The sequence below is a fragment of the Longispora fulva genome, from assembly GCF_015751905.1.
GTDB lineage: Bacteria > Actinomycetota > Actinomycetes > Mycobacteriales > Micromonosporaceae > Longispora > Longispora fulva.
In genome coordinates this window covers 6,554,289-6,569,682 of record NZ_JADOUF010000001.1, presented here as the reverse complement: position 1 = coordinate 6,569,682, position 15,394 = coordinate 6,554,289, and the positions used below count along the sequence as shown (strand labels likewise).

The following is a 15,394-nucleotide window of genomic DNA, read 5'->3' as shown; positions in this document are numbered from 1 at the left end:
CCCCCCGGTTGCGGCCAGTATCAACCTCATGTTGGAGGGGTCGCCGCCTGAGGAGTACGTGGATTTCGTCTCCACCTATGCCGGGCCACTGCGTCAAGCCGCGACCGCGTTCGTCGGGCACGACCAACAGACGGAACAGGCGCTCCGGGAGGCCCTGGGCGACCTGGCCACCCGGTGGCGGAAGCTCGCCGAGGGCCGACGGCTGCCGTTCGTCACCCACCGGCTGGAACAGAACCTCCAGGAGTGGCGCGAGGACCCGCACGGCGCGCACCTGACCATCACCCCGGACGGCGACACGGTGCAGATCGGCCTGCGCGGCCGGGCCTTCGTGCAGCCCCCGGCGGAACTGGCCGCCGCGGCGTGGGCCGGCGCCGGGGCGATCCGGCGTCGCCGGTTCCTGATCGGCGGCGGGGCCGTGGCGTTGGCCGGCCTGTTCGCCGTCAGCAGCCGGGTGAGCCTCACGCCGGCCCCCGAGTCGACGATCGAGCCGCCGCCGACCTCGCTGCCCAAGCTCGTCCAGTTCGCGCCGGAGCCGGCCGTGCTGTCGGGGCTGCCCCGGCGGTCGACCGGGCTGCCCGCGCAGCTCACCCCGCCGGTCTCCGCGCCGACGCTGGCCGGCCGGCCGACGCCCAGGGCGCTGGCGATCGTCGGCAACAGCGAGGGGGTGTACGCGCTCGGGGCCGACGGCGAGTACCGCCTCCTCCAGGACCTGGACCCCTCCATCCCCGGCTGGGTGCAGCCCAGTTCCCTGTCGGCGGACGGCACCCGGGCGGCGTTCGGCCAGCGCGGGGTCATCTTCATCGCCGACATGCCGACCGGTACGGTCCGCCGGTTCGAGGTCGGCGGCTACCACGGCCAGCTGACCTGGCTGCCCGACGGCCGGCTGCTCAGCGCCGGCGGCGCGCGGTCCCGGGTGTTCGACGTCGCGACGGTCTCCGTCCGCCCGGTCGCCTACGACGTGGAGTCCGTCGCGGTCGGCTCCGGCCCGGACCTCGTGGTGCTCGACCCCACCATCGCCGGCAGGGCTCCGACGGTGTCCGTCTGGCCGGCGAGCGCCACCGACGCCGAGCCGGCCGGCCCCGCGGACGGCCCGCTGCCCACCGGCGCGCCCCGCCAGGTGCGGGCGATCGCCGTCGGCGACGACCTGAAGTGGATCGGCTACTGGGACGGCACGGCGTGGCTGCGCGGGGACCTGATCGTGCGCGGCTGCAACGCCGGCTCGATGCGGGTACCCGTCAAGAAGGGCTATGGCACTCCGCAGTTCGCGACGGTCGTCGTGGACCTGGCGGGAAAGGTCCGCGGAGCGCTCGTCCAACAGATCCTGAACACCTCGATTCCATCGGCCCCGGTCGTTCTCGGCTGGCTCGACAACGCCACCGTCCTCGTCCGTTTGGGTGACCCGACCTATCGGCCGTTGGTCGCGTGGGACGTGAACACGAAGGCGTTGTCCCTGGTCAGCACGTTGCCAGCGGAGGACAGGGTGTCACTTCCGTCGTTTTCCTGATCACCGGTTCGCGACCTCGTTAACGTGACATACATCTCGCCAACAGCACGGCGTCACTCTGAGCGCTAGACCTGTTCACTCTTCGTTCACCCGACTTCGGGGAACCCGCAACCTGGCGCTCCTAACGTCCCAGGCATCCGGTGAGTAGGACCGGCTCCCTGCGTTGAGAGGTACCGAAGTGAAGCTCCAGCGGCTCGGCATGATCGCCGGCGTAGGCCTGACGGCGACGCTAGCGCTGACGGCATGTGGTTCGGACAACACCCCGGCTCCGGGTGCCAGCGGTTCCGCCGCTCCCGCGAAGATCGAGTGTGCGTCCGGCTCCCTGGCTGTGGCGGGTTCGTCCGCCCAGAAGAACGCGATGGCCGAGTGGATCAAGAACTACACCACGGCCTGCCCCGCGGGGAAGATCGAGTACAACGGCAACGGCTCCGGCGCCGGCATCCAGGGCTTCACGGCCAAGACCGCCGACTTCGCGGGCTCGGACTCGGCTCTCAAGGACACCGAGCAGGGTCCGGCTGACGCGCGCTGCGCCACTGGCAAGGCCGTCAACCTCCCGATGGTCACCGGCCCGATCGCGATCGTGTTCAAGGTCGACGGCGTCGACAACCTGTCCCTGAAGCCGGCCACCATCGCCGGGATCTTCGGCGGCAAGATCACCAAGTGGAACGACCCGGCGATCGCCGCGGACAACGCGGGCGCCAAGCTCCCGGAGACCGCGATCCAGGCCGTGCACCGCTCGGACAGCTCGGGCACCACGGACAACTTCACCGGTTACCTGACCGACACGGCCAAGGACGCCTGGACGTTCGGCAAGGCCAAGGAGTGGAAGGCCCCGGGCGGCGTCGGCTCCAAGGGTTCCGACGGCGTCGCGGCTGACGTGGCCAAGACGACCGGCTCCATCGGCTACGTCGAGCTCTCCTTCGCGGAGACCTCGGGCCTGAAGATCGCCAAGGTCTACAACGCGTCCGGCGCTGCCGTCGCGCTCACCCCGGAGGCCGCTGCGGCGACCGTCGCGAGCGCCAAGATCGCCGGCACCGGTGACGACCTGAAGCTGAAGATCGACTACAACACGACCGAGGCGAAGGCGTACCCGCTGGTCCTCGTCACGTACGAGATCGTCTGCACCGCCGGCAACACCGACAAGGCTCCGCTGATCAAGAGCTTCCTGACCTACACGTCCAGCAAGGACGGGCAGGCCGTGCTGACCAAGCTCGGTTACGCCCCGCTGGACGAGTCGGTCCGGGCCAAGGTCGCAGCGGTCGCGGCGAAGATCGCAGCCTAATGCTGCCGAGCACGACCACCGAGCCCGTCGCCGGGGAGCTTCTCCCCCGGCGGCGGCGCTTCGGCGCGGAGACCATCTTCCGGTGGCTGACCACCGGCGCGGGCGTCACCGTCCTGGTGATCATCGTGGCCATCGCGACGTTCCTGATCGTGAAGGCCATCCCCGCCCTGAACGCGAACAGTGAAAACTTCCTCACCTACTCGAAGTGGTTCCCCAACGACCCGACGCCCAAGTTCGGTATCGCGGCGCTGGCCTTCGGCACCGTGCTGAGCTCGGCGATCGCGCTGCTGCTCGCCGTGCCGGTCGCCCTGGGGATCGCGTTGTTCCTGTCGCACTACGCTCCGCGCCGGGTGGCCACGGCCCTCGGCTTCGTGATCGACCTGCTCGCCGCGGTACCCAGTATCGTGTTCGGTCTCTGGGGCCGGGAGTACCTGGTCGGTCCGGTCACCGAGCTGTCGACCTGGCTGAACAAGAACCTGGGCTGGCTGCCGATCTTCGGCGGCGACGGCCCGTTCGGCAAGTCGATCCTGCTCGGCTCGGTCGTGCTCGCGATCATGATCCTGCCCATCGTCACCTCGCTGTCCCGCGAGGTGTTCATGCAGACCCCCAAGGCCAACGAGGAAGCCGCCATCGCCCTCGGCGCCACCAAGTGGGAGATGATCCGCACCTCGGTGCTGCCCTACGGCCGGCCCGGCATCATCGCGGCCGTCCTGCTCGGCCTCGGCCGGGCGCTCGGCGAGACCATCGCGCTGGCGATGACCCTCGGCGCCACCTTCGTCATCTCTTTCAACGTGATCGAGAGCGGCGGCAACTCGATCGCCGCCAACATCGCCAACGGCTTCGGTGAGGCCGGCGAGATCGGCCGCGGCGCGCTCATCGCCTCCGGTCTGGTGCTGTTCATCATCACGCTGGTCGTCAACATGACCGCCCGGATCATCGTGTACCGGCGGAGGGAGTTCCGGTGATGGTCGCACTCACCGCACGCAGGTTGCCCCGGTTCGCACCGGCAGGCATCGGTGCGGCCGCCGTGGTCGTGGCCGCAGCGCTGTGCTTCGGCCTGGGCCTGGGCGGCGTGGTTCTCACCGCCCTGTTCAGCGCGGTCCTGTTCGTGGTCGGCCTCTACATCGCCACCCGGGCCGTCGAGGGCCCCCGGGCCGCGCGGAGCCGGGTCGCCACGTCGTTCATCTACGGCGCGTTCCTGCTGGCGATCATCCCGCTGGTCTCGGTCATCATCACGGTGCTGAGCAAGGGCTCCGCACGCCTGGACGCCAACTTCTTCAGCACGTCGATGAACCTGATCACGGCACGCGACGCCCACGGCGGCGCGTACCACGCGATCATCGGCACCCTGGAGCAGGTGGCCATCTCCGTGGTGATCGCCGTGCCGCTGGGCATCCTCGGCGCGGTCTACATCGTGGAGTACGGCCGGGGCAGGCTCGCCAAGGCCATCCAGTTCTTCGTGGACGTCATGACGGGCATCCCGTCGATCGTGGCCGGCCTGTTCATCCTGGCCTTCTGGGTCATGGCGATCACGCCGATGTTCTCCGCCGACGGCCGCCCGGTGCTCTCCGGCTTCGCCGCCTCGCTGGCCCTGGCGGTGCTGATGCTCCCGACCGTGGTCCGGTCGACGGAGGAGATGCTGCGCCTGGTGCCGAACGAGCTCCGCGAGGGCTCGTACGCGCTGGGCATCCCGAAGTGGAAGACCATCACCAAGATCGTGCTCCCGACCGCCGCGCCCGGCATCGTCACCGGCGTCATGCTGGCGATCGCCCGGGCCGCCGGCGAGACCGCCCCGGTGCTGCTGGTGGCCGGTGCGAGCAAGGCGATCAACTTCAACCCGTTCGAGAGCCAGTCGTCGCTGGCGCTCTTCGTGTACGACCAGGCCACCGACTCCTCCAAGTTCGCCCCCGGGCGGGCCTGGACCGCGGCGCTCACCCTGATCGTCATTGTTCTGACCCTGACCGTCGCGGCCAAGCTCCTGGCACGCCGCAGCAAGCTCTCGAGGTGACCTGAGATGGCCAAGCGCATCGAAGCGGCCGGCGTGACCGCGTACTACGGAGCATTCAAGGCGATCGACAGCGTCAGCATGACGATCGAGCCCAAGTCGGTGACGGCCCTCATCGGGCCCTCCGGCTGCGGAAAGTCCACGTTCCTGCGGTCGATCAACCGCATGCACGAGGTACTGCCGGGCGCGCGCGTCGAGGGCCGCCTGACGGTCGACCACCAGGACGTGTACGCCCGCGACGTCGACGTCACGGCCGTCCGCCGCATGATCGGCATGGTGTTCCAGCGCCCCAACCCGTTCCCCACCATGTCGATCTTCGATAACGTGGTGGCCGGGCTGCGGCTCAACGGCGTGCGCGGCAAGGCCACCCTGGAGGACGCCGCTGAGAAGGCCCTGCGCGGCGCGAACCTGTGGAACGAGGTCAAGGACCGGCTGAAGAAGCCCGGCGGCGGCCTGTCCGGCGGTCAGCAGCAGCGGCTGTGCATCGCCCGGACCATCGCCGTCGAGCCGCAGATCGTGCTCATGGACGAGCCGTGTTCCGCGCTCGACCCGATCTCCACGCTCGCGATCGAGGACCTGATCTCGCAGCTGAAGGACAAGTACACGATCGTGATCGTCACCCACAACATGCAGCAGGCCGCGCGGGTGTCGGACCGGACGGCGTTCTTCTCGATCGAGAAGACGGGCGACCCGGGCCGGCTGGTCGAGTACGACGACACGCAGAAGATCTTCACGAACCCGACCGAGCGCAAGACCGAGGACTACATCACTGGTCGGTTCGGGTAGCACCCACCTCACTTCGGCCGTCCGGACGCTGTCTGGGCGGCCGAATCTCGTTGGCCCCGGGTCCTACATTGAAGCCATGGATGTAGTGAAAGTCAGCAAGCGGATGTCGAAGGTGCTCCGGCACCAACCCGAGCGCGCCGGTCTCACCCTGGACCCGGCCGGATGGGTCGACGTCGAGGACCTCCTCGCCGCGCTGCGCCTCACCCGCGACCAGCTCGACCAGGTGGTCGCCGAGAACAACAAGAAGCGCTTCGAGATCGTCGACGGCCGGATCCGGGCCAGCCAGGGCCACTCCGTCGACGTCGACCTGGGCTACGAGCCCGCCGAACCCCCGACGGTCCTCTACCACGGCACCCCGATCGGCAACGTGGCCCCGATCCTGGAGCAGGGCCTGCTCAAGGGCAACCGGCACCACGTGCACCTGTCCCAGGACACCGGCACGGCCGAGCAGGTGGGGGCCCGGCGCGGCCGACCGGCGGTGCTCACCGTCCACTCCGGACGGATGGCTGCGGCCGGCCACGTGTTCTACCGTTCCACGAACGGCGTGTGGCTGACGGAGCACGTGCCAGCGGAGTTCGTGACGGCCGGCTAGAGGCGCCCACGGCGCGGCACAGGCTTCAAGGTCAACCCCGTCACCACACGGTTACGGCGACACCTGCCCCGGCACGCGTCGGCGACCCGGGGCCGGACGGCATCGCAAAGGCCCTTGCGGCCGGAGCGCGGCCACGGTCAGCCCGCAGCCGCGCGTCCGACCACTACTCGACCTTGATCACCATGGCGGTCCCCTGACCGACCCCGATGCACGCGGCGGCCACGCCATAGCCCCCGCCCCGCCGGCGAAGCTCCCGGCACAGGTCCACGATCACCCGGGGCGCGGAAGCCCCGAGCGGGTGCCCGATCGCGAGCGCCCCGCCGTGCGGGTTCACCTTCTCCCGGTCGATCTTCAACAGGGTCAGGCAGGACAGCACCATCGCGGAGAACGCCTCGTTGATCTCCCACACGTCGATGTCGCCGGCCGAGAGCCCGGCCTTGGCCAGCGCCTTCTCGATCGCCGGAACGGGTGCCACGGAGAACCGGTCGGGCTCGACGCCCACGGTCGCCGAGGACACGACCTGGCCCATCGGGCCGCCGAACTCGTCGGCGACGGCGCGGTTGCCCATGAGTACCGCGATGGCACCGTCGTTGATCGGGGAGGAGTTCCCTGCGGTGACCGTGCCGTCCCGGGTGAACGCCGGCTTCAGGGCGCCCAGCTGGTCGAGGGTGGACGCGCGGATCGACTCGTCGCGGGTCACGTCGCCGACCGGGAGCACGTAGTCGTGCAGGCCCTGGTCCCAGGCCTCGGCGGCGAGGGTGTGCGAGCGCAGCGCCCACTCGTCCTGCTCGGCGCGGCCGACGCCCAGCTCGGCGGCCACGGACTCCGCGCAGGCCCCGAGCGACCGGGTCCAGGTGGCGGGGAAGGCGGGGTTGACCATGCGCCAGCCGACCTGGGTCTGCAGGAGCTCCATCGAGGGCGGCAGGTGCTTGTCCGGCTTGGCCAGCACGAACGGCGCGCGGCTCATGCTCTCCACCCCGCCGGCGACCATCACGGCCGCGTCGCCGGAGCCGATGGCCCGCGCGGCCTGGGTGATGGCCTCGCCGCCGGACGCGCACAGCCGGTTGACGGTCACCCCGGGCACGGTCACCGGCAGGCCGGCGAGCAGCGCCGCCATCCGGGCGACGTTGCGGTTGTCCTCGCCGGCCCCGTTGGTGTCGCCGAGGATGACGTCGTCGATCCTCGCCGGGTCCAGGCCGGGCACCCGGCGGAGCAGCTCGACGAGGGGCAACGCTGCCAGATCGTCGGTGCGGATGTGCGAGAGACCGCCGCGGTGCTTGCCGAAGGGGGTACGCACGGCGTTAATCAGGTAGGCGTCCACGAGGCAGAGCCTAGTCTGGGGGCGTGACCGATCTTCTCCAGCTCGAGGCGTATTTCGACGCCGTCCCCCGGACAGCGGCGCGAACCGAGACTTATGGCCCACTCACCCTTTTCATCACGGTTGACGGCGGCTGGCCGTACTACGCCCGGCCCGCCCTGGGGCTCGCCGCCGAGATCACGGCAGCGGACGTGACCAAGGTCCGGGACCGGCAGCGCGAGCTGGGCCTGCCCGAGTCGTTCGAGTGGGTGGACGAGATCAGCCCCAGCATGCGCGCCGCCGCCGAGGAGGCCGGCCTGCGGGTCTCAGCCCATCCGCTGATGGTCCTGGAGCAGCTCAGCGCGGACCCGGTGGACGACAGGGTCCGACGGATCGCGGCCAACGACCCGGACCTCGCCCTGATCCGCGGGGTGCAGCACGTGGGCTTCGGCGCGCCCGGCACCATGGTCGGCGCGGCGGGCACGGCCGAGCGGGACACCGCCGCCGGCGAGGAGCCGGCGCTGGAGCCGCTGCGCGCCCGGATCAGGGCGCACACCACGATGGTGTACGCCGCGTTCGACCCCGAAGGTCCCTTGGCTGCCGGCATGCACCAGCCCGTGGGCGACGTGACCGAGATCGTCGGGGTGGCCACGCTGCCCTCGGCCCGGCGCAGGGGCCTCGGTGCCGCCGTGACCAGGGCCCTGGCGGCCGACGCGCTGGCGTCCGGGGTGCGGACGGTGTTCCTGTCGGCCGGCGACCCGGATGTGGCCCGGATGTACGAGCAGGTGGGTTTCCGCCGGGTCGGTACCGCGATGGCGGGAGAACCGGCATGACCGACCCCACGCACGGTGAGCTCGTCGATCCGGCCCGGATCCTTCCCGACTGGCTCGTCGAGCGCGCCCGCGCCTGGGCCGAGTCCCCGGGAACCCCTGTGGAGCCCCGGCGGGCGGCCACCGTCATGATCCTGCGGGACACGCCAACGGGTCCGGAGGTGTACCTGTTCCGCCGGGCCACGACGATGAAGTTCGCGGCCCAGATGCACGCGTTCCCCGGTGGGGGCGCCGAGCCGGAGGACGCCGACATCGCAGCGACCGCCGTGCGCGAGGTGTTCGAGGAGACCGGGCTGCGGTTGACGGAGCTGGCCCCCTGGGCTCGGTGGATCACCCCGGAATTCGAGCCGCGCCGGTACGACACCTGGTTCTTCGTCGCCGCGCTGCCCGAGGGCCAGGCCCCGGAGTACTTCGAGGGCGGGGAGGCCGACCACGTCGTCTGGCTGAGCCCGGCGGAGGCGGTGCGCCGGCACGCCGCCGGTGACCTGGCCATGTTGCCGCCGACGGTGGAGACGCTGCGCGAGTTGGCCGGGTTGCCGGACGTGGCAGCGGTGCTCGGGGCCGCCGTGGGCCGGGACGCCGGTACCCCGATCGTGCCCCGCGCCGTGGTCACGCCGGACGGCGCGCGGATGGTCCTGCCCGGCGAGCCCGGATATTGACCCGTAATGCACCTTTTGTCGCCTAGGCTACGGTCGAGACAGTCACGGGTGGCGAAGGGGGCAGAGATGGCCAAGCAGGACGCATGGGAGTCGACGACGGATCCGACGGTCGCCGACGGCGCGGTCCGTGGCGGGCGCGGGAAGAAGATCGCGCTCCTGGTCGGCGGGCTCGCCCTGGTGGGCGCCGGGCTGGCGCTCACGAAGAGCCGCAGGTCCCGCAAGGCGTGACGAACGCGGAAGGCGCGGCACCCCGCCAGGGATGCCGCGCCTTCGCCGTGTCCACCGACCGGCAGGCCCCGCGTTCGGCAGCACCGCCCGGGGCCGCAGGGCGGCCTAAGCGAACCGGGAGTATACGAAGTACGACAACGCCGCCACGGCCGCCGCCGCCGGGAAGGTCAACACCCACGCGATGATGATGTTGCCCGCCACGCCCCACCGCACGGCCGACAGCCGCTTGGTCGCGCCCACGCCCATGATCGCCGAGGTGATCGTGTGCGTGGTCGAGATCGGCAGTCCGTACTGCGCCGAGACGAACAGCACCGTCGTCGCCGCCGTCTCCGCCGCGAACCCCTGCGCCGGGCCCAGGTCGATGACCTTGCGGCCGAGGGTCTTGATGATCCGCCAGCCGCCCGAGTACGTGCCGGCGGCCAGCACCGCCGCGGTCAGGAAGAACACCCACAGCGGAATGTTCTTGTCGTGCTCGCCGTGGTACCCGCCGGCGACCAGGGCCAGTACCACGATGCCCATGGTCTTGGCGGCGTCCTGCATGCCGTGCCCGATCGACATCCCGGCCGCGGACAGGGTCTGCGCAATCCGGAAGCCGCGGTTGAGCTTGCCCGGGTGGCCGCGCCGGAAGATCCAGTACACGGCGAGCATCACGAGGAAGCCGAGCGCGAAGCCGACCAGCGGGGAGACGAGCATCGGCTTGATGATCTTCTCCCAGATGCCGGCCCACAGGACGGTCACGCCGCCGGCGAGCGCGGCCCCGACCAGGCCGCCGATCAGGGCCTGCGAGGAGGAGGACGGGATGCCGAAGTACCAGGTGACGAGGTTCCAGGTGATCGCGCCGACCAGGCCGGCGCCCACGACGGGCAGCGTCGCGTGCGCGATGACGCCCTTGCCCACCGTCGCGGCGACCTTGACGCCGAGGAAGGATCCGACGAGGTTGCCCACGGCGGCGACGCCGAGCGCGATCCGCGGCGTCAGCGCGCGGGTGGAGACCGAGGTGGCGATGGCGTTCGCGGCGTCGTGGAAGCCGTTGGTGTAGTTGAACCCCATGGCCAGCACGATGACCGCGATCGTGCCGACGAGCGCGGCGCTCATGACTCCTTGACCGAGATGGTCTCGATGGTGTTCGCGACGTGCTCGAAGGCGTCACAGGCGGCCTCGAGCTCGTCGGCGACCTCCTTCATCTTCAGCACGGTGAGGGCGTCGTACTCGCCGGAGAACAGTCGGACGAGCAGCATCCGGTACGCCCGGTCGCCGGCGTTCTCCAGCCGGTTGATCTCGACCCAGTAGTCCTTGAGGCCCCGCATGCCCTTCAGGCCCGGCATGGCTGCGGCGGTGACCCTGGCCTGCTCGTTGATGACCTCGACGAGGTCGTGCATCTCCCGGGGCAGGGTGGGCAGGCTGGTCAGGCCATAGAGGTAGACCAGGCTGCCGACGGCCTCGATGTGGTCCATGCAGTCGTCCAGCAGCGAGCCGAGCCGGTAGATGTCCTCCCGGTCGAACGGCGTGACGAACGTCGAGTTGATCTTGTTGTACAGCTCGTGCGTGATCTGGTCGCTGTCGTGCTCGACGTCGACCAGGCGCTCGGCGACCGACGGGATGTCGACCTCCGCCAGCCCCAGCTCGCTCAGGATCTCCGCGCCCTTGACCAGGTTCTGCGCGGCCCGACTGAAGAACTCGTAGAACGCGTCCTCGCTGGGACGAAGCTTGAATCGCACGGCAACCTCATGAGCGTGTATGGACAGGTCCAGGCGAATGCTAGGCACTGCCTCGGCGGCGGTTACAGGCGCGTACCCTACTTTGTCAATGGTTCAACCCTGGTTAACCCGCCGTTCACATGCTGGCCTCCAGGCGTTTGACCTCATTTTTCAGATCAAAATCTGCTTTAGGGTACTTCAGGTTGAGCCCCTCGAACGCCTCTCTCAGCAGCGCGGCCACCGCGTAGTTCCGGTACCACTTCCGGTCGGCCGGCACCACGTACCACGGGGCGGCCTCGGTCGAGCACCGGTCCAGCACCGCCTGGTAGGCCTCCTGGTAGTCGTCCCAGTAGCCCCGTTCGTCGATGTCCCCCGGGTTGTACTTCCAGTGCTTCGTCGGGTCCGACAACCGGTCGGCCAACCGCTTGCGCTGCTCCTCCTTCGAGATGTGCAGCATCACCTTGACCAGGGTGTAGCCCTCGCCGACCAGCTCGGCCTCGAACCGGTTGATCGTGTCGTACCGCCGCGCCCACACCCGGCGGGGCACCAGGTCGTGCACCCGGACGATCAGCACGTCCTCGTAGTGCGAGCGGTTGAACACGCCGACGTACCCGGCCGGCGGCAGCGCGTTCTTGATCCGCCACAGGAACGGGTGCGCCAACTCCTCCTTCGTCGGCGCGCCGAAGCTGACGATCCGCAGCCCGAGCGGGTCGAACTGGCCGACGACGTTCTTCACCGTGCCGTCCTTGCCGCCGCAGTCCATGGCCTGCAGGACCAGGAGCACCCGGCGGGGGTCGGAGCCGGCCTTCGCGTCCGCGTACAGCATCTCCTGGTGGCTGGCGAGCTCGGCCCCGATCAGCGAGACCTCGACCCGGGACCACTGTTTCGGGTCCTTTCGCGACGTGACCCCCGGCGTGCCGCGCGGGTCGATGTCGGCGAGCCGGACGCCCGGCCCGGCCCTGAGCAGGTCACTGGTCAACATCCTGCAATCCTGCCCCCGTTACGGTGATCGCGTGGACGTTTTCGAGGAGCACCGCTCGCACCTGTTCGGAGTCGCCTACCGGCTGCTCGGCACCCGCGCCGACGCCGAGGACGCCGTCCAGGAAGCCTGGCTGCGGTACGCGGCCGCGGACCAGGCGGCCATCATCGACCTGCGCGGCTGGCTGATCACGGTCACCGGACGCATCTGCCTGGACGTGTTGCGTTCCGCACGGGTCCGCCGCGAGACCTACATCGGCCAGTGGCTGCCGGAGCCGCTCGTCAGCCGGCCGTCGGACGAGCCCGACCCGGCCGAAGCCGTCACCCTCGGCGAGGACATCAGCATGGCGCTGCTCGTCGTTCTGGAGACGCTGAGCCCGGAACAGCGCGCGGCCTTCGTGCTGCACGACGTGTTCGGCGTACCGTTCGAGACCCTCGCCGCGACGCTCGGCACGACCCCGGCCACCGCCCGCCAGCTCGCCTCCCGCGCCCGTAAAGCCGTCGCGGAGGGCAAGGCCCGGCACACCGCGGACCGCGCCGAGCAGGAACGTGTCCTCGGCGCCTTCTTCGCCGCCGTCCAACAGGGCGACCTGGAGGGCCTGCTCGCCGTCCTCGCCCCGGACGTGGTCGTCACCGGGGACAGCAACGGCCTCGCCCCGGCGGCCTCGACCCCGATCCCCGGCGCGCTGCGGGTGGCCAGGTTCATGCTGGGCCTCGCCCGCCGCGGCCACAAACTCGGCGGGTACGCGGAGCTGGTCGACGTCAACGGGGACCTCGGCGTGCTCGCGCACGACGGCGAGAACCCGGTGGTGATGTCGTTCGCGATCGCCGACGGGAAGATCACGGCGATGTACGACCAGCTCAATCCGGAGAAACTCCACTTTGTGCCCGAGCTGGACCGGACGCGCGCGATCGCGTTCTAGCCATTTCGGTGAACGGGAGGTGACCGGCCCCGGCCCGGGATGTGTCAGCTGTGACCGGGGTCTCCGGTTAGTGTCTACAGATGGAGACTTTCGTTCGGTACACGAAATTCGACGGCAGTCTGCACTGGAACCACCCGGCGACCTACCTGGGTGCGGACCAGCACGGGACGTGGCTGGGGGTCCCGGCCGGCGCGACCCTGCTGCGGGACACGACTCCGAAGACGCTTTCGTATAAGTTTGTCATGCTTTTCCCCCGGGACGCGTGGTGGACGGCGTGCTTCAACGCCCAACCCACCCGCACCGAGCTGTACTGCGACATCACCACTGTGCCCGTGATCACCCCCGAGGAGGTGACCATGGTCGACCTGGATCTCGACGTCACCCGGTGGCGGGACGGCACGGTCAACCTGCTCGACGAGGACGAGTTCATCGAGCACCAGGTGAAGTACGACTACCCGCCGCAGGTGGTCAAGTCCGCGCAGGACTCGGCGGACTGGCTGCTGCGGGCGGTACGCGAGCGGCAGTCGCCGTTCGACGGGATCCACGAGGAATGGCTGCGGCTCGTGCCGTAGGGCCGTCGCCGCAGCTCGGGGCCCGGCCGGCCACGTCGGGCCCGGAAAAAATTAGGGCCCCCCGTGCACCCGTCAGAGCCCGCTTATCCTTGCTGCCTTCCGGCCCTGGGGAGGTTCACGAGATACACGCCGCACGAGGAGCTTCGACAACCATACCGGGGTGGTACCGGAATGCGCGGGCCGGGGGGCATCCTGTAGCCTCTCCCACGGAGGATTCGCCTAGTGGCCTAGGGCGCACGCTTGGAAAGCGTGTTGGGTGAAAGCCCTCACGAGTTCGAATCTCGTATCCTCCGCCAGCCTGTACAGGCGAAACGTAGGGCCGGAACCCGATGGGTTCCGGCCCTACGTCGTTTCCGGTCTCAACTCTGGTCTCCTCCGCGCCGGCACCAGCGCCAGAAAAATTCTCGCCCGGTCCTGTCACACCCGCGCCCCGCCGCGGGTCAACACAGTGAACCCGACCGGAGCACCCCAGCGCCGGCACCCGCCAGAGGAGCCATCCGATGTCCATCGCCTTCATCATCGTCACCCTGCTCGGCGCGGCCATGGCCGCCTTCTCCGGCATCTCGATCTTCCGGGGCGCTGCGTTCGTCGTCGAGCCCCTGGCCACCTACGGCGTGCCCCGGTCGTGGTGGACCTGGCTCGCCACCGCCAAGGTCGCCGGCGGCCTGGGGATGGTGGTCGGCCTGTTCGTACCCGTCATCGGGATCGCGGCCGCCATCGGCCTGGTGCTCTACTTCGGCGGGGCCGTGATCACGGTTCTGCGGGCCCGCTCCTACGGGCACGTCGCCTTCCCGCTGATCTACATGGCGCCGGCGGTCGGTTCGCTCGTCCTCGCCTTCGCCAGCTGAGCACCGCCCCACGTGTAAGGGCCGGAACCCGTCGGGGTTCCGGCCCTACGTCGCGCGTCGGGTCGGGCCGCGACCTTCTCCAGCCCCGTCTCCCGCGGGCCCGGCCCGGCCCGGCACGCCACCCACGCGATGAACAGAGGACGGCCACGACCCCGGGTGGATCGCGGCCGTCGAGTCTCGGCGACGCCCCTGGGGCCGTCGCCGAGGATCACGCGATGATCGTGTCCAGGCCGAGTTCGGCCATCTGGGAGAAGCTCCGCTCGCGGTCCTCAGCGGGCATCGCCGTGCCCTGGAGGATGTGGTCGCTGATCGTCAGAAGGGTCAGCGCCTTGGCCTTGAACCTCGCGGCGATCGTGTACAGCGCCGCCGTCTCCATCTCCACGCACAGCACGCCGTAGTTGGCGAGCTTGCCGTACAGGTCGGGCTGGTCGCCGTAGAAGGCGTCGGCGGCCATGACCGGTCCGACCCGCAGGGCCAGCCCACGCTCGGCGGCCTTGTCCACGGCGGTGCGCAGCAGGCCGAAATCGGCGACCGGCGCGTAGTCGACGAAGTTGTCGAACCGCTGTCGGTTCATCGCCGAGTCCGTGGTGGCCCCGATGGCCGCGACCACGTCCCGCAGGCCAAGATCCTCCTGGATCGAGCCGGCGCTACCCACCCGCATGATCGTCTTCACGCCGTACTCGGCGAGCAGTTCGTGCACGTAGATCGAGCACGAGGGCATGCCCATCCCGGAACCCTGGACGGAAACATCGATTCCCTTGTACTTTCCGGTGAATCCAAACATGTTGCGCACCGTCGAGTAGCACTTGGCGTCCTCGAGGTAGGTCTCAGCGATCCATTTCGCGCGCAGCGGGTCCCCTGGCATCAGGACCCGTTCGGCGATCTCGCCCGGCTTCGCTCCGATGTGCGTACTCATGCCCATGATCCTGCCAGGCCACCCGACCCCGGGGCGGGCCGCTCGCCGGATCCGGCGATCCCGGTCACCCCGCCCGACCCGACCGCGTCAGGCCCCGAACGGCTTCCCGCGCTGGTCAGAGCGGGCACGGAACCCAGCACGACAACGGCCCGGGGCATCCTGTAGCCTTGCTGGCGGTGGCGTGTCCGAGTGGCCTAAGGAGCACGCCTCGAAAGCGTGTGAGGGTGCAAGCCCTCCAGGGGTTCAAATCCCCTCGCCACCGCCAGCTAGCAGCAAA

At 69.8% G+C, this 15,394-nt stretch carries 17 protein-coding genes, 2 tRNA genes and 1 other RNA gene; 14 read left to right on the top strand and 6 right to left on the bottom strand.

Going from position 1 to position 15,394, the window contains the following annotated elements; all coding sequences use genetic code 11:
• Positions 1-28 precede the first annotated feature (28 nt).
• From IW245_RS29995 to IW245_RS29970, 6 genes are all read left to right on the top strand, one after another.
• Entirely contained in the window at positions 29-1,504 is a 1,476-nt protein-coding gene (locus IW245_RS29995) for a hypothetical protein (RefSeq protein WP_197006489.1), read from the top strand.
• Between the two features lie 178 nt (positions 1,505-1,682).
• Complete coding sequence (gene pstS, locus IW245_RS29990) at positions 1,683-2,786, top strand: phosphate ABC transporter substrate-binding protein PstS (RefSeq protein ID WP_197006488.1); 1,104 nt, start codon at positions 1,683-1,685, stop codon at positions 2,784-2,786.
• A complete protein-coding gene (gene pstC, locus IW245_RS29985; RefSeq protein WP_197006487.1) occupies positions 2,786-3,751 on the top strand; it encodes a phosphate ABC transporter permease subunit PstC in 966 nt (321 codons plus the stop codon). Before pstS ends, pstC begins: the two co-directional genes overlap by 1 nt.
• A complete protein-coding gene (gene pstA, locus IW245_RS29980) occupies positions 3,751-4,794 on the top strand; it encodes a phosphate ABC transporter permease PstA (protein WP_197008751.1) in 1,044 nt (347 codons plus the stop codon). Before pstC ends, pstA begins: the two co-directional genes overlap by 1 nt.
• 6 nt (positions 4,795-4,800) lie before the next feature.
• A complete protein-coding gene (gene pstB, locus IW245_RS29975) occupies positions 4,801-5,577 on the top strand; it encodes a phosphate ABC transporter ATP-binding protein PstB (RefSeq protein ID WP_197006486.1) in 777 nt (258 codons plus the stop codon).
• Between the two features lie 76 nt (positions 5,578-5,653).
• Positions 5,654-6,169: an RNA 2'-phosphotransferase gene (locus IW245_RS29970; protein ID WP_197006485.1), complete on the top strand. Its 516-nt coding sequence runs from the start codon at positions 5,654-5,656 to the stop codon at positions 6,167-6,169.
• A 163-nt stretch (positions 6,170-6,332) separates the two neighbouring features.
• On the opposite strand, the gene IW245_RS29965 is transcribed toward IW245_RS29970, so the two are convergent.
• A complete protein-coding gene (locus IW245_RS29965; protein ID WP_197006484.1) occupies positions 6,333-7,490 on the bottom strand; it encodes a thiolase family protein in 1,158 nt (385 codons plus the stop codon).
• A 23-nt stretch (positions 7,491-7,513) separates the two neighbouring features.
• Between IW245_RS29965 and IW245_RS29960 the strand changes: the two genes are divergently transcribed.
• The 3 genes from IW245_RS29960 (at position 7,514) to IW245_RS29950 (ending at position 9,183) form a co-directional block, all read left to right on the top strand.
• The gene (locus tag IW245_RS29960; protein ID WP_197006483.1) at positions 7,514-8,299 is read left to right on the top strand and encodes a GNAT family N-acetyltransferase; all 786 of its coding nucleotides are present in this window, start codon (positions 7,514-7,516) and stop codon (positions 8,297-8,299) included.
• Positions 8,296-8,955 (top strand): NUDIX hydrolase, encoded by a 660-nt coding sequence (locus IW245_RS29955; RefSeq protein ID WP_197006482.1) that lies wholly within the window; start codon positions 8,296-8,298, stop codon positions 8,953-8,955. Before IW245_RS29960 ends, IW245_RS29955 begins: the two co-directional genes overlap by 4 nt.
• Positions 8,956-9,021: 66 nt before the next feature.
• Positions 9,022-9,183 carry a hypothetical protein gene (locus IW245_RS29950; RefSeq protein ID WP_197006481.1) on the top strand — a complete coding sequence of 54 codons (162 nt, stop codon included), beginning with the start codon at positions 9,022-9,024 and terminating at the stop codon, positions 9,181-9,183.
• 105 nt (positions 9,184-9,288) lie between these two features.
• Here the strand turns inward: IW245_RS29950 and IW245_RS29945 are convergent, their stop codons facing one another.
• The 3 genes from IW245_RS29945 to IW245_RS29935 form a co-directional block, all read right to left on the bottom strand.
• Positions 9,289-10,278, bottom strand: coding sequence for an inorganic phosphate transporter (locus IW245_RS29945; protein ID WP_197006480.1), 990 nt, complete (start codon positions 10,276-10,278; stop codon positions 9,289-9,291).
• On the bottom strand, positions 10,275-10,901 hold the full coding sequence (locus IW245_RS29940) for a DUF47 domain-containing protein (RefSeq protein ID WP_197006479.1): 627 nt from the start codon (positions 10,899-10,901) through the stop codon (positions 10,275-10,277). Before IW245_RS29940 ends, IW245_RS29945 begins: the two co-directional genes overlap by 4 nt.
• A gap of 115 nt (positions 10,902-11,016) precedes the next feature.
• On the bottom strand, positions 11,017-11,862 hold the full coding sequence (locus tag IW245_RS29935; protein ID WP_197006478.1) for a polyphosphate kinase 2 family protein: 846 nt from the start codon (positions 11,860-11,862) through the stop codon (positions 11,017-11,019).
• A gap of 31 nt (positions 11,863-11,893) precedes the next feature.
• On the opposite strand from IW245_RS29935, the gene sigJ reads away from it, so the two are divergent.
• Together sigJ and IW245_RS29925 are read left to right on the top strand one after the other, a co-directional pair.
• The gene (sigJ, locus tag IW245_RS29930) at positions 11,894-12,781 is read left to right on the top strand and encodes an RNA polymerase sigma factor SigJ (protein WP_233472818.1); all 888 of its coding nucleotides are present in this window, start codon (positions 11,894-11,896) and stop codon (positions 12,779-12,781) included.
• A gap of 80 nt (positions 12,782-12,861) precedes the next feature.
• Positions 12,862-13,353 carry a DUF402 domain-containing protein gene (locus IW245_RS29925; RefSeq protein WP_197006476.1) on the top strand — a complete coding sequence of 164 codons (492 nt, stop codon included), beginning with the start codon at positions 12,862-12,864 and terminating at the stop codon, positions 13,351-13,353.
• Positions 13,354-13,402: 49 nt separating this feature from the next.
• Here the strand turns inward: IW245_RS29925 and ffs are convergent.
• An RNA gene (gene ffs / locus IW245_RS29920) (signal recognition particle sRNA small type) lies at positions 13,403-13,499 on the bottom strand.
• Positions 13,500-13,561: 62 nt separating this feature from the next.
• On the opposite strand from ffs, the gene IW245_RS29915 reads away from it, so the two are divergent.
• Positions 13,562-13,649, top strand: a tRNA-Ser gene (locus IW245_RS29915).
• 204 nt (positions 13,650-13,853) lie between these two features.
• Positions 13,854-14,201 (top strand): DoxX family protein, encoded by a 348-nt coding sequence (locus IW245_RS29910; protein ID WP_197006475.1) that lies wholly within the window; start codon positions 13,854-13,856, stop codon positions 14,199-14,201.
• Between the two features lie 208 nt (positions 14,202-14,409).
• Here the strand turns inward: IW245_RS29910 and deoD are convergent, their stop codons facing one another.
• Positions 14,410-15,117: a purine-nucleoside phosphorylase gene (deoD, locus tag IW245_RS29905; RefSeq protein ID WP_197006474.1), complete on the bottom strand. Its 708-nt coding sequence runs from the start codon at positions 15,115-15,117 to the stop codon at positions 14,410-14,412.
• 175 nt (positions 15,118-15,292) lie between these two features.
• On the opposite strand from deoD, the gene IW245_RS29900 reads away from it, so the two are divergent.
• Positions 15,293-15,382 (top strand) — tRNA-Ser (locus IW245_RS29900).
• The last annotated feature ends 12 nt before the right edge of the window (positions 15,383-15,394 follow it).